The sequence below is a fragment of the Variovorax sp. SPNA7 genome (assembly GCF_033807855.1).
In the GTDB taxonomy this organism is placed as follows: domain Bacteria; phylum Pseudomonadota; class Gammaproteobacteria; order Burkholderiales; family Burkholderiaceae_C; genus Variovorax; species Variovorax beijingensis.
Window position 1 is genome coordinate 868,855 of the sequence record NZ_CP138514.1, and the last position, 13,354, is coordinate 882,208.

Annotated in this window: 13 protein-coding genes; 6 read left to right on the forward strand and 7 right to left on the reverse strand. The window is 66.7% G+C overall.

The window, feature by feature from the left end; translation table 11 throughout:
- Nucleotides 1–39 precede the first annotated feature (39 nt).
- The 3 genes from RZE77_RS31815 to RZE77_RS31825 all read left to right on the forward strand — a co-directional run bounded on the left by RZE77_RS31815 (nucleotide 40) and on the right by RZE77_RS31825 (nucleotide 1,522).
- Nucleotides 40–324, forward strand: a complete 285-nt coding sequence (locus RZE77_RS31815; RefSeq protein ID WP_455685331.1) for a DUF7716 domain-containing protein — start codon at nucleotides 40–42, stop codon at nucleotides 322–324.
- 287 nt (nucleotides 325–611) lie between these two features.
- Nucleotides 612–950: a hypothetical protein gene (locus RZE77_RS31820; protein WP_319442670.1), complete on the forward strand. Its 339-nt coding sequence runs from the start codon at nucleotides 612–614 to the stop codon at nucleotides 948–950.
- Between the two features lie 212 nt (nucleotides 951–1,162).
- Nucleotides 1,163–1,522, forward strand: coding sequence for a hypothetical protein (locus RZE77_RS31825; RefSeq protein WP_319442671.1), 360 nt, complete (start codon nucleotides 1,163–1,165; stop codon nucleotides 1,520–1,522).
- Nucleotides 1,523–1,624: 102 nt separating this feature from the next.
- Here RZE77_RS31825 and RZE77_RS31830 read toward each other — a convergent pair whose 3' ends face one another.
- The 7 genes from RZE77_RS31830 to adh all read right to left on the reverse strand — a co-directional run bounded on the left by RZE77_RS31830 (nucleotide 1,625) and on the right by adh (nucleotide 7,931).
- The gene (locus RZE77_RS31830; protein WP_319442672.1) at nucleotides 1,625–1,912 is read right to left on the reverse strand and encodes a copper-binding protein; all 288 of its coding nucleotides are present in this window, start codon (nucleotides 1,910–1,912) and stop codon (nucleotides 1,625–1,627) included.
- Nucleotides 1,913–1,944: 32 nt separating this feature from the next.
- Entirely contained in the window at nucleotides 1,945–2,451 is a 507-nt protein-coding gene (locus tag RZE77_RS31835) for a cupredoxin domain-containing protein (RefSeq protein WP_319442673.1), read from the reverse strand.
- A 57-nt stretch (nucleotides 2,452–2,508) separates the two neighbouring features.
- On the reverse strand, nucleotides 2,509–3,927 hold the full coding sequence (locus RZE77_RS31840) for a multicopper oxidase family protein (protein ID WP_319442674.1): 1,419 nt from the start codon (nucleotides 3,925–3,927) through the stop codon (nucleotides 2,509–2,511).
- Between the two features lie 35 nt (nucleotides 3,928–3,962).
- Nucleotides 3,963–5,387, reverse strand: coding sequence for a TolC family protein (locus RZE77_RS31845; RefSeq protein WP_319442675.1), 1,425 nt, complete (start codon nucleotides 5,385–5,387; stop codon nucleotides 3,963–3,965).
- Nucleotides 5,384–5,725, reverse strand: coding sequence for a hypothetical protein (locus RZE77_RS31850; protein WP_319442676.1), 342 nt, complete (start codon nucleotides 5,723–5,725; stop codon nucleotides 5,384–5,386). The genes RZE77_RS31845 and RZE77_RS31850 overlap by 4 nt, the downstream gene beginning before the upstream one ends.
- Nucleotides 5,726–5,841: 116 nt before the next feature.
- Nucleotides 5,842–6,282, reverse strand: coding sequence for a hypothetical protein (locus tag RZE77_RS31855; protein WP_319442677.1), 441 nt, complete (start codon nucleotides 6,280–6,282; stop codon nucleotides 5,842–5,844).
- Nucleotides 6,283–6,410: 128 nt separating this feature from the next.
- The gene (gene adh, locus RZE77_RS31860; protein ID WP_319434082.1) at nucleotides 6,411–7,931 is read right to left on the reverse strand and encodes an aldehyde dehydrogenase; all 1,521 of its coding nucleotides are present in this window, start codon (nucleotides 7,929–7,931) and stop codon (nucleotides 6,411–6,413) included.
- Nucleotides 7,932–8,211: 280 nt separating this feature from the next.
- Between adh and RZE77_RS31865 the strand changes: the two genes are divergently transcribed.
- The 3 genes from RZE77_RS31865 (at nucleotide 8,212) to RZE77_RS31875 (ending at nucleotide 13,337) form a co-directional block, all read left to right on the forward strand.
- Nucleotides 8,212–10,179, forward strand: a complete 1,968-nt coding sequence (locus RZE77_RS31865) for a sigma-54-dependent Fis family transcriptional regulator (RefSeq protein WP_319442678.1) — start codon at nucleotides 8,212–8,214, stop codon at nucleotides 10,177–10,179.
- Between the two features lie 164 nt (nucleotides 10,180–10,343).
- Nucleotides 10,344–11,849, forward strand: coding sequence for a sensor domain-containing diguanylate cyclase (locus RZE77_RS31870; RefSeq protein ID WP_319442679.1), 1,506 nt, complete (start codon nucleotides 10,344–10,346; stop codon nucleotides 11,847–11,849).
- Between the two features lie 150 nt (nucleotides 11,850–11,999).
- Nucleotides 12,000–13,337, forward strand: coding sequence for an MFS transporter (locus tag RZE77_RS31875; protein WP_319442680.1), 1,338 nt, complete (start codon nucleotides 12,000–12,002; stop codon nucleotides 13,335–13,337).
- Nucleotides 13,338–13,354: the final 17 nt, after the last annotated feature.

Genomic DNA, 13,354 nt, shown 5'->3' on the forward strand with positions numbered 1-13,354 from the left:
AATTCCAAAGATTCAAAAAATTTCCATCAAAAAGAAGCCATCGAAGAAATTGAGAAATTCAAGGGATGGCTATACGTGGGCCCTCAGCCTTGGAGTTTAGAGTCAGAAGGTTTCTTTTATTCCGCAGATATGGCCCTCTTGCCGGCAGATGAAAAGAAAATTCGAGGCGAATTTGAAGCTCAAGGCTGGAAAATCACCTTATCAAAAGAAGACATTGAAGATGTCATCGAAAACGCGAAAGATCAGATCGAAGATCCATCAATCGATCAACTATTCGAGGCATTCAATTTCTTCTATGAAAACGATGCTTACATAGAGTGGTAAAAAACGCCCATCGACCTGGGGCGGCGACACGTCCAGGTTCGCAGGCCGGCAGCATGCGGCTGACACCGACCACCGATGTGAAGGCACTGATGGCTGATAACCGCTGATATGAGGTGTGTTATCGGTGAGGGATATAGAAGAGGTGGGAGTTGTCCGGAGACAACCACAAAGGCAACCGTATTTCGAGCGCCAAATGGAACAATCCTGCATACCCGGAACTTGGGCCTTGATCTATGAAGCAAATCTTCCCTGACTACATCCGTGAACTGGACTACTACTTGGGGTCCATGAGCGACGACGACCTAGCCGATTTCTACATTAATGATGCTGATTGCCGCACCAAGTTGTTTGGCGCGATGAAGGTCGATTTCGATCGCTTCGGTCCTTTGAGCAAGCAACGGGTTCTGGAGGCCATCGAGTTCATCCTATCTTCGGGTCAGATTGACAAGTTTTGGGGGTACGTTGTGCCGCAAGCAGTGCCACTTGATGAAGTCGAAGACAAGCCGGGCTACTTGCGCGCGCTCTACGCGAAGTTGGTGGGGCATGAGCCGCTACAAAGAGACTTCGGCTCGGATGTGGAATTGGTCGATGCCATCGGGCCGCACGGCATCGATGTCAGGCAATAGCTCAAGGACTACGCTGGCGCTGGCACCCCTACACCTGGGACGAGCGCGGCAACCTCATCGAGCGGACCTGGAACGGCGAGAAGACCGACGTGAAGGCACTGATCGCGGCCAATCACTCATGCAACTGTGGTCGGAGGTCCCAAAGGGATCATCACTGCTTATCCCGATCTCGATCCATGACGACAAAAATATTTCCTCGTTACATCCACAAGATGTACTACTACCTGCTCGCCACGAGCGATGACGAACTCGATGAGTTCCACATCAACGAAGAGCCTTGTCGCACCAAGCTGTTCGATGCAATGAAAGTGGACTTCGATAGCTTCGGCCCAGTGAGCAAGCAAAGAGTTCTGGAAGCCTTGGAGTACATCTGGTCGTCAGGTCAGATCGAGAAGCTCTGGAGTTGGGTAGTGCCGCAAGCTGTGGGCCTCGATGAAATCGAGGACAAGTCTGCCTACTTGTGCGCCCTGTACAAAAAGCTGTCTGGCCACGAGCCCCCGCACAGAGACTTCGGCCCGGATGTGGAGTTGGTCCAGAGCGCAGGCCCGCACGGCGTTGACGTGCGCGAGTAGTTCTTCCGGGCTGCCCAGAAACAAAAAACGCCGCCTGTCACGCAGCCGCTGAAGCTGGGTTGTTGGTACGGGGGTGCTCGCTCGCCGAAGCTCCCGCCCTTCTCAGCGCGCAGGCTCGATATGCGTCACAACAATCTTCCCATCCGCCTTCTGCGCATCAAAGCGAACCTTGTCCCCCGGCTGGAACTTGTCCAGCACGGTCTCGTCGCTCACCCCGAAGACCATGGTCATGCCGGGCATGTCCAGGCTCTTGAGCGGGCCGTGCTTGATCGTGAGTTTCTTGTTGTCCTTGTCCACCTTGCGGATCTCGCCATCGGCAAGCTCCGCGGCAGAGACCGTGAAAGCGAATGCGGCCAGCGCCGCCATGAGTGCAATGCGAATCTTCGACATGGTCGTGTCTCTCCTGGAGGTTGGGTTTCTTCTTACTTGGCGGCAGCGGTCTTGCTGGCCACCGTCACGGCGCCCTTCATGCCGGCGTCGTAGTGGCCCGGCTGCAGGCATGCGAAGTCGACCTTGCCGGCCTTGGTGAACTGCCACACGATCTCGCCGCTCTTGCCCGCGGCCAGGGTCACCATGTTCGGATCGGCGTGCTCCATCTCGGGGTTCTTCTTCATGGCTTCGTAGTGCTCCTTGAGTTCCTTCTCGGTGCCGAGCACGAGTTCGTGCTTCAGCTGGCCGGAGTTCTTGACGACGAAGCGCACGGTCTCGCCCTGCTTCACCTTGATGTCGGCGGGCGTGAAGCGCATGCCGTCGGTCATGTCGACGTTGATGGTTCGCGTGGCCTTGGCAGCCACGCCGGGTTGGCCGATGGCCGCATCGGCGTTGCCGTGGCCGTGGCCCCCGGTGTGGTTGCCGGCGGCAGAGGCGCCTGCGGCCGCCAGCGCGGTGAGTGCCGCGAAAGCGGCGTTGCGGAGGATGCTGTGCTTCATGGTTTTCCTTTGGAGGGTTGGTTAGAAGAAAGAGAAAGAAGGAACGAACAGAAAAACTCAGTGGCCGGAGTGGCCGCTGCCGGGCTTGCGGATCTGCACTTCGATGTTCTTCGCGGGCATGTTCCGCGCAGGCATCGCGGCCGCGCCGGCGTCGCGCTGGCGCGAGCTTTCGGGCGCCGGTCCGTCGAGCTCGTAGGCCACGGTGCCCTTGGGATGCTTGAACCAGCCGGGGTTGCTGTAGTCGCCGGGCTTCTGGTTTCTGCGCACCTTCACCACGCTGAACATGCCGCCCATCTCGACCGAGCCGAAGGGCCCTTCGCCGGTCATCATTCGCGCGGTGTTGTCGGGAATGGGCATTTCCATCTCGCCCATGTCGGCCATGCCGCGCTCGCCCATCACCATGTAGTCGGGCACGAGGTTCGTGATCTGCTTGGCCACGTCCTTGTGGTCCAGGCCGATGAGGGTGGGCACGTCGTGGCCCATCGCGTTCATGGTGTGGTGGCTCTTGTGGCAGTGGAAGGCCCAGTCGCCCTCCTCGTCGGCCAGGAACTCGATCTGGCGCATCTGGCCGACGGCCACGTCGGCGGTCACCTCGTACTGGCGCGTGCTTTTGGGCGTCGGTCCGCCATCGGTGCCGGTGACGAGGAACTCGTGCCCGTGCAGATGCATCGGGTGGTTGGTCATCGTGAGGTTGCCGATGCGGATGCGCACCTTGTCGTTGAGCCGCACGTTGAGCGAATCGATGCCGGGAAAGATGCGGCTGTTCCAGGACCACAGGTTGAAGTCCAGCATGGTCATGATCTTGGGCGTGGCACTGCCGGGCTCCACGTCGTAGGCGTTGAGCAGGAACACGAAGTCGCGGTCGACCTTCTCGATCAGCGGATGCTCGGCCTTGGGGTGCGTCACCCAGAAGCCCATCATGCCCATGGCCATCTGCGTCATCTCGTCCGCGTGCGGGTGGTACATGAAGGTGCCGGGGCGGCGCGCGACGAACTCGTAGACGAAGGTCTTGCCCGGGCGGATCGGCGGCTGGGTCAGGCCCGAGACGCCGTCCATGCCGTTGGGCAGGCGCTGGCCGTGCCAGTGCACGCTGGTGTGCTCGGGCAGCTTGTTGGTCACGAAGATTCGCACGCGGTCGCCTTCGACCACCTCGATGGTCGGGCCGGGCGACTGGCCGTTGTAGCCCCACAGGTTGGCCTTGAAGCGGGGCGCCATCTCGCGCACCACGGGCTCGGCCACCAGGTGGAATTCCTTCACGCCGTTGTTCATGCGCCAGGGCAGCGTCCAGCCATTGAGCGTGACCACGGGGTTGTAGGGCCGACCACCCGATGGCATGAGCGGCGGCATGGTGTTGGGCGTGGTCTGGGTCACGGGCTCGGGCAGCGCGGCCATCGCCACCTTGCTCACGCTCGCGGCCGCAAGGGCGCCGGTGATGGCACCGGCGGCGCCGCCAAGGAAGTTGCGTCTGTTTGTCATGTCGTTCGAATCGTTGGTGGGCGCGGTTGGCGCATTCAATGAGCAGCGCCGGTGGGGGCGGCTTCGGCGCCCCCACCGGCGGTTGAAGCACCCATGGCCGTGGGCTTGCCGATCACGGAGGCCGCCAGCGCGGCATCGGCCAGCCAGAACTGCTGCTGGGCGTTGATGGCGTTGCTCACGCTCGCGATCTGGTCGCGCGCTTCGGCCAGCAGTTCGAAGACGCCGATCAGCATGCCGTTGTAGCGAAGCACGTTCTCGTCGGCCATGGCCTGGCGCAGCGGCACGATCTCGTCGCGGTAGTGCCGCGCGATGTCGTAGGCGGTGCGGTAGGCCGAGTAGCCTTCGCGCAGTTGGGAAGAAGCGCCGCGCACTGTGGCGTCGTAGCGGTTGGCCGCGGCCAGCGATTGCGCGTTCAATGCATCGCGCTGCGCCGAGCCCCAGTCGAACAGCGGCAGCCGGATGTCGAGCTCGAAGCCGCGCCGCGTGCCCTTGGTGCCTTCGGCGTTGTCGAACACGGTGTCGCGCCGGCCGCCCACCTCGACATCGACGAAGGTCGACAGCAGGTTGATGCCCTGCGACTTGCCCGCCACGTCGAGCTGCGCGCGCGCGAGCTGCACGTCCAGGCGCTGCTCGGTCGCGGTGGCGGCCACTTCCCTGGCGTCGCGCGCTGCCTTCGGCAGGTCGGGGAGCCGGTCGGGCAAGGCCAGCCTGGCGGCCTGCGCATCGTCGAGCCCCAGTGCACGCACCAGCTCCTCGCGCGCGGCGGTGGAGGCGTGCTGCGCCGAGGCCAGCTGCGTGGTCGCGTCGGCATAGAAGACCTGCTGGCGCGCGCGCTGCAGCTTGCTGAAGTTGCCGATCTGCTGCATGCGCCGCGCGAGTTCCGCGCTGGCCTGGGCCGATCGGTTGACCTGCTCGGCGTACTGCAGCATCTGCTGCGCGGCCACCGCGCGGACCCAGGCCTGCCGCACCTGCGTGACCTGGTCGACCACGGCGCCGGTGAGCTGCACCTTGGCCTGGCTCGATTGGCTGCGCGAGATCGACAGGCGCTGCGGCAGCAGGATGAGGTCCACGAGGCCGAAGGACAGGAGCCGCCCGAGTTCGAGCTCGCTGCCCAGGCGCATGCGCTCGAAGCTGAAGACCGGGTTGGGCAGCCGGCTCGACTGGTTGGCCGCGGCGATGTCGCCCCAGCTCTGCGCGACCAGCGCCTGCACCGCGGGGCTGTTGGTGAGCGCGAGCTGCACCGCGTCGCTTTGCGAAATCGGCCTGGACAGCAGCTCCTGCGCGAGCGCCGAACGGCGGTCACGCTGTTCCTGCGTGCGGCTGAGCTCGAGCTTGCCGCCGGTGAACTGCCCGGCCTGGGTGTTGGTGTCCTGCAGCGCGTCATCGATGCCGACCGAGGCGCAGCCGGCGAGCACAAGGGCCGCAGCAGCGGCGGCCGTGAGGCGCAAGGCGCGCTTCATGGCTTCTTCTCCTTGCCGGCGGGAGGCATGGGCATCGTGTGCCCCTGGTGCGCGGCGGGCGCCTCGGAGGCGCCGCCACCCGCCGTCTCTTCGGCATAGGCCTTCCAGCCGCCGCGCTGGCGGACGGTCTCGTTGGCCTCCTTCCAGGGAATGGGCTTGTCGTCGGTAAAGGGCCGATAGCCCTCGAGCGCGGACTTGTAGCTCAGCGTGGTGGGCGCGCGGGTGGCTGCTGTCTCAGGGCTCGGCGCGGGGGCCGGTGCCGGCTGGGCCGCGGCAGCGAGCGCCGCCGCCATGGCCGGAAGAACAGCCAGCCAACGGGCCGGCAATGAATGGAACATGGAATCCTCGCGTGTTCATGAACGGAATGCGTCAAGCCGGCCGAAGGGGCATGACGCAGGCGATGCATGCGAACTGCTGCGGCCCGTGACCGGGCGCGCGCAGGCGCACGAACGCTTCAGGCGCGAGGAGGTTTGTCGAGAAGGCGCGGCGCGACCGTGGCCACCGTGCTGGCGGGCTCGGTCAGGTCGGCGCGGGGAAGGCCCTGGAACACGATCAGTTCCAGCGTGCTGGTGAGCGCGGTGGCGTGGCAGGCGCCGCAGGTGCCGCACTTGTGCATGCCATCCGTATCCGCATGGCCGGTGGTGTCGGCGCTGTGCTCGCTGGCGGATGGCCCGGCGTCCTGCACAGCGGCTTCGTGGTGGTGATGGTCTGCATGCCCATCGCCGTGCGCCTGCTGCGCATGCCGATGCGCTCCGGCCGGCGCGGCGGTTGCCGCAACCGCCAGGGCAGCACCCTCATGGCCCGGTCCGCAAAAGACCATGGCGGCAGCCGCGTACGCCTGGAAGGGCACGGCAAACATCACGATCCAGAGGACGAAGAGGCGAACCCGGTGCATGCGGAGATTGTAGTTAGAGCGGCAATGCCTGTCCGTATTCGACGGGCATGCGTGCCACTCTAACCGTCCAGTCCGACGGTTTCCCGCCGGCTGGATTACAGGATCGTAATCTTCGGGTCCCTGCGCGGTCAGAAGAACCCGAGCTTCTTCGGCGAATAGCTCACGAGCAGGTTCTTGGTCTGCTGGTAGTGGTCGAGCATCATCTTGTGCGTCTCGCGGCCGATGCCCGATTCCTTGTAGCCGCCGAAGGTGGCGTGCGCCGGGTAGGCGTGGTAGCAGTTGGTCCACACGCGGCCGGCCTGGATGGCGCGGCCCATGCGGTAGGCGGTGCTGCCGTTGCGCGTCCACACGCCGGCGCCCAGGCCATAGGGCGTGTCGTTGGCAATCTCTAGCGCCTCGGCCTCGGTCTTGAAGGTGGCAATGGCGAGCACGGGACCGAAGATCTCTTCCTGGAAGATGCGCATCTTGTTGTGGCCCTTGAACAGCGTGGGCTCGATGTAGTAGCCGCCGGCCAGTTCGCCGCCGAGCTGCGCGCGGCCGCCGCCGGTCAGGCACTGCGCGCCCTCTTCCTTGCCGAGCGCGAGGTAGCTCATGATCTTGTCCATCTGGATGGCCGAGGCCTGCGCGCCCATCATGGTGTCGGTGTCCAGCGGATGGCCCTGCTTGATGGCCTTGATGCGCTCGAGCGCGCGCGCCATGAACTTGTCGTAGATCGATTCCTGGATCAGCGCGCGCGACGGGCAGGTGCAGACCTCGCCCTGGTTGAAGGCGAACAGCACCAGGCCTTCGATGGCCTTGTCGAAGAAGTCGTCGTCCGCATCGGCGATGTCCTCGAAGAAGATGTTGGGGCTCTTGCCACCGAGCTCCAGCGTGGCCGGGATCAGGTTGCCGGCCGCGGCCTGCGCGATGACGCGGCCCGTGGCGGTGGAGCCCGTGAAGGCGATCTTCGCGATGCGCTTGCTGCCCGCCAGCGCCATGCCGGCCTCGCGGCCGTAGCCGTTCACGATATTGAGCACGCCGGGCGGCAGCAGGTCGGCCAGCAGCTCGGCCATCACCATGATGCTCACGGGCGTGGATTCGGCGGGCTTGAGCACCACGCAGTTGCCTGCGGCGATGGCCGGCGCGAGCTTCCACGCGGCCATCAGGATCGGGAAGTTCCACGGAATGATCAGCCCCACCACGCCCAGCGGCTCATGGAAGTGATAGGCGATGGTGTTCTCGTCGATCTCGCTCAGCGCGCCTTCCTGTGCGCGCAGGCAGCCGGCAAAGTAGCGGAAATGGTCGATGGTCAGCGGAATGTCGGCGTTGAGCGTCTCGCGGATCGGCTTGCCGTTGTCCACGGTTTCTGCATAGGCGAGCAGCTCGAGGTTCTGCTCCAGCCGGTCGGCAATCTTCAGCAGCAGGTTGGCGCGCTCGGCCGGCGAGGTGCGTCCCCATTGGCCCGCGGCCGCATGGGCGGCGTCGAGCGCCAGCTCGATGTCTTCCGCACCCGAGCGGGCGGCACGGGTGTAGGGCTTGCCGCTGATCGGCGTGATCACGTCGAAGTACTGGCCCTTCACGGGCGGCACGAACTTGCCGTTGATGAAGTTGTCGTAGGCCGGCTTGAAGTCGATCTTTGCACCGGGGGTGTTGGGGCTGGCGTATTGCATGGTCTCTTGTCTCCGTCGGGTAAGGGGTGGAAGGCGACTGCGCAAGCCGGATGCCGCGCGGTCCCGGGGCTGCATTGCACGCGCCATGCCACCCCGTCTTGGGCGCGAATGCTCTGATCTGGCGCAAGAACCGGGTCAGTTTCCTGCGCCAGACTGCGCAGCAGAGCGTGCCGCGCTGAGCACCTGTCACTAAACGGAACAGTGCACCGCCGCATTCATGCTCGAACCGTTCGATGCCGTGACACCAAGGCCCAGAGAGGTCCGACTGGAGACAACAGAGATGCAGACGAATTCCCACCACGTCGCCGCCCGCACGCCGGGCTCGCGCCTGCGCGAGGCGCGCCGCCAATTGACGACCACCGGCGAAGTGGCCGACGGCCTTATCGATGCCGCGTTGCGCCGAAGCTGGGAGCGCAGCCGCGGCTTCGGCCTGGCACCGGCCGGCCGGGCGCCGGGCGCGCCCCACGCCTCCGCGGCGCAGCTCGCACGCGCGCTCGAACAGCAGCGCGAACTGGCCTCCCATGCGCGGCCGGTGATGGAGTTCCTGTTCGAGCAGATGCGCGACACCGACAGCCTGGTGATCCTCGCCGACGCGCAGGGCATGCTGCTGGAGGCCATGGGCGATGCGAATTTTGCGGACCGTGCGCAGCGCGTGGCGCTGCGTCCCGGTGCCAACTGGCACGAACGCTGGCGCGGCACCAATGCGATCGGCACCGCGCTGGCCGATGCGGCGCCGGTGGTGGTGCATGCCGGCGAGCACTACCTGGACCGCAACGGTTTTCTCACCTGCACGGCCGCGCCGATCACCGGCCCCGACGGCTGCATGCTGGGCGTGCTCGACATCTCGGGCGACCACCGCGGCCACCACCGCCATGCGCTGGCGCTGGTGCGGCTGGCGGTGCGCACGGTCGAGCAGAAGCTGTTCGACACGCGCCACGCCGCCGACCTGCGGCTGCGCCTGCATCTGCAGCCCGAGGGCATCGGCAGCGTGGCCGAGGGCCTGCTGGCGCTGTCGGACGACGGCCGGCTGATAGGCGCGAATGCGGCCGCGCTCGCGATGCTGGGCCTGTCCCGCGCCGACGTGGGCGCCGCATCCATCGAACAGCTGCTGCAGCTGGATGTGCCGACGCTGATGGCCTGGTGCCGCCAGCCGGCCGGCGCGCCGCGCACGGTGCGCCGGCACGACGGCAGCGCGCTCTGGCTGCGCGTGGAGGCCGGCCGCCATGTGCTCGCGGCTTCGCACGGCAGTGCCCCGGCGCCGCGTGCGGCCGAAACGCACGTCGACGCGCTGGCCGCGCTGGACACCGGCGACCCGGCCATGCACGCCGCCGTCGAGCGCGCCCGGCGCTTGCTGGACAAGCCGATCTCCTGGCTGCTGCTGGGCGCCTCCGGCGTCGGCAAGGAAGTGTTCGCGCGGGCGCTGCATGCGAGCGGCACGCGCCGGAACGGGCCCTTCGTCGCAGTCAACTGCGCCGCGCTGCCGGAACAGCTGATCGAGGCCGAGCTCTTCGGCTACCGGCCCGGCGCCTTCACTGGCGCGAGCCGCGAAGGCGCGGCCGGCCGCATCCGCGAGGCGCACGGCGGCACGCTGCTGCTCGACGAGATCGGCGACATGCCGCTCGCACTGCAGGCACGGCTGCTGCGCGTGCTGCAGGACCGGCAGGTGACGCCGCTGGGCGGCGGCAAGCCGGTGGCGGTGGACTTCCGCCTGGTGTGCGCGACGCACCGCAACCTGCGCCGCGAGATCGAGGCCGGGCGCTTCCGCGAGGACCTGTACTACCGGCTCAACGGACTGGCGCTCCAGCTGCCGGCGCTGCATGAACGGCAGGACATGCCGCACCTGGTCGCGCAGATGCTGCGCAGCATCGAGCCCGGGCGCGAGCTGCGGCTGGCGCCGGAACTCGCGCTGGCCATGTCGCGCTACCGCTGGCCCGGCAACCTGCGCCAGCTGAACAGCGCGCTGCACACCGCCTGCGCGCTGCTGGGCGAGCACGAGGCGCAGATCGACTGGTGGCACCTGCCCGACGACCTGGCCGACGAACTGCGCGGCATTTCCGCGCCGGAGCCCGCGGTGTCCACCGCGGCCGCCATGGCCGCCGGCGGCGCGGCGGACCTGAAGGCCGTCTCGGCACGCGCGGTGGCCCAGGCGATGCAGTCATGCGCGGGGAATCTCTCCGAAGCCGCGCGGCGCCTGGGGATCAGCCGGAACACGCTCTACCGCAAGCTGCGCCAGCTGCCGACCGGCTGACGCGCAAAAAATCAAGCGGCTGCCGGGTGCGCGCAGGGCGTCGCATTCGGATACATTGGGGCCGCGTCCGCCTCCGGCGAGACGCCCCCACCTCCCATGCCTGCCATGCTTCATTGCCCTGAAAGCGCGTAGTGCTCCGCGGACCCTCCATCACCGCCCGGACCATGGCTTTCGTGGCCGTGGTCTGCCTCAGCCTCCTGGCGATCGACTTCTGGAACAGCTGGGAGTCGCGCGCCGACCAGCTCCAGCAGATGAACGTGGCCACGTCGAACCTCGCGCGCGCCATGGCGCAGCAGGCCGACGACGCCATCAAGAAGGCCGACACGGTGCTGGTCGGCATGGTCGAACGCGTCGAGCAGGACGGCACCGCTCCGGCCGACGTGGCGCGGCTTCGCCGTGTGCTGTCCCTGCGAGTCGCCGAACTGCCGCAGCTCGACGGCCTGCACATCTACGACAAGGACGGCAACTGGGTTGCGAACTCCCGTTCCACGCCGCCGGAAAACCTGAACAACGCGGGCCGGGAGTATTTCGTCTATCACCGCACGCATGCGGACCGCGGACCGCACATCGGCATTCCGGTGAAAAGCCGCACCAACGGCAGGCTGCTGGTTCCGGTTTCGCGGCGCATCAATCATGCGGACGGCAGCTTTGCCGGCGTGGCGCTCGCAACGATCCACGTCGAGTTCTTCTCCAGGTTCTACGACAGCCTCGACATCGGCCAGGCCGGCGCCGTCGCGCTGGTGCTCGAAAACGGAACCATGATGACGCGCCGGCCCTACAGCCCCGAGATGGTGGGCCGGAACATGCTGGAGACCCAGCTCTTCCGCGCCTACACCGCGCAAGGGCCGGTCGGCACGGCCTACATCAAGTCGGCGCAGGACGGCGTGACACGGTTGAACAGCTTCCGGCGCCTGGCCAACTATCCGCTGTTCGTCTCCGCGGCCCTGTCCAAGGATGAGATCCTGGCCAACTGGTGGCGCGAGACGCTCTGGCATTCGGGTGGCGTTCTTCTGCTGACCCTGATCGTCGGCTTCACCGGATGGCGGCTGGTGCGGCAGTTCCAGCTCCAGACCCGCACCGAGGCCGAGCTGCGGCAGGCGCGCGATGCGCTGGAAACGCTCAACAAGACCCTCAACACCCTGGCCATGGAAGACGGCCTGACCGGGCTCGCGAACCGCAGGCAGTTCGACGTGGCGCTGGACAGCGAATACAGCCGCGCGGCGCGCACGGCGAGCACGCTGGCGCTGATCATGATGGATGTGGATTGCTTCAAGCAATACAACGACATCTACGGCCATGCCGCAGGCGACGAGTGCCTGCAGACCATCGGCCGCACCATCGCCCGCGTCGCCTCCCGGCGCCCCGGGGATCTGGCGGCGCGCTATGGCGGAGAAGAGCTGGCGGTGCTGCTGCCGAACACCGACGTGGCGGGCGCCGTGATGCTGGCCGAACGCATCCGCAGCGCCGTGCGGGACCTGAAGATCGAGCACACCGGCTCCGCCGACGGGTTCGTGACGCTGAGCGCGGGCGTGGACGCGCTCAGCCCCGCGGCCGGGAAGGCAGGCCAGCCCAAGGAGCTGATCCGGGCCGCCGACAAGGCGCTGTACGCGGCCAAGACCGGCGGGCGCAACCGCGTGTGCGCACCGACGGTGCAGCCGGTGCCTGCATGACCCCGCTGGCCCGCCGCTCCGGCCAAGGGTAAACCCCAGTCGATAAGCCCTTGATTCCAGGCGGGATGATTCAGTACACTGATTGTCGTTCAGTGTACTGAATCAAGGAGCGCCAGCAATGTACTTGGCTGCCCTGCACAAGGAGACAAATTGACCCACGATCTACGCAAGACCTTCGACGAAGGCCCCATGAGCCGCTTCCAGTGGAGCGCAATCGCGATCTGCATCACGCTGATCATGCTCGACGGCTTCGACGTGCTGGTGATGGCCTTCACCGCCGCCAGCGTGTCGGCCGAGTGGAAGCTCAGCGGCGCACAGCTCGGCGTGCTGTTCAGTGCCGGCCTGTTCGGCATGGCCGCCGGCTCGCTGTTCCTCGCACCGCTGGCCGATCGGTTCGGGCGGCAAGCCATCATCCTGCTGTGCCTGGTGGTGATTGCGCTCGGCATGGGACTGTCGGCGCTGGCCCGGAGCAGCACGCAGCTGGCGGCGCTGCGCGCGCTCACCGGCGTGGGCATCGGCGGCATGCTGGCCAGCGTGGGCGTCATCACCTCCGAATACGCCTCGAACAAGTGGCGCAGCACCGCGGTGGCCCTGCAGGCGACCGGCTATCCGATCGGCGCGACCATCGGCGGCAGCATTGCCGCGGTGCTGCTGGAGCACTACGGCTGGCGTTCGGTGTTCGTCTTCGGCGGCCTTGCCACGGCGCTGATGATTCCGCTGGTGCTGTGGCGCCTGCCCGAATCGGTCGACTTCCTCGTCTCCAGGCGCCCCGCCGGCGCGCTGCGCAAGCTCAACGCGCTGCTGCGCCAGATGAAGCGCCCCGAACTGGCCGAACTCCCGCCGCTGCCGCCGGCCGGCGAGCGCTCCGGCTCCACGGTGGCGAGCCTGTTCAACGGGGGCCTGGCGCGCTCGACGCTGCTGCTGTGGGCCGCGTTCTTCCTCTTGATGTTCGGCTTCTACTTCGCGCTCAGCTGGACGCCGAAGCTGCTGGTCTCGGCGGGACTGTCGGCGCGCGAGGGCATCACCGGCGGCGTGCTGCTGAACATCGGCGGCATCGTCGGCGGCAGCCTGTTCGGGCTGCTCGTCGCGCGGCTGGACCTCGGGCGCCTGACGGCCGCCAGCCTGGTCATCACGGCGCTGGCCATGGCCGCGTTCGGCGCGGCCACCGGCCACCTCGGCGCATCGTTCGCGATCGCCTTCCTGATCGGCGGATTCATCTTCGGCTCGATGGCCGGGCTCTATGCATTCGCACCGGTGATCTACCCGGCCGCCGTGCGCACGACCGGCATGGGATGGGCGATCGGCATCGGCCGCATCGGAGCCATCCTTGCGCCGCTCATCGCCGGGATGCTGCTCGACCGCGGCTGGCAGCCGCCGCATCTCTACTACGCCTATGCGCTGCCGCTGGTCGCGGCGATGGCCGCCGTGCTCGCACTGCGCCGCAGCGCCAAGGCACAGCCGGCCGGCCGCGTGGCCAGCGCGCACTGAACGCCCCCTCCTCTCAA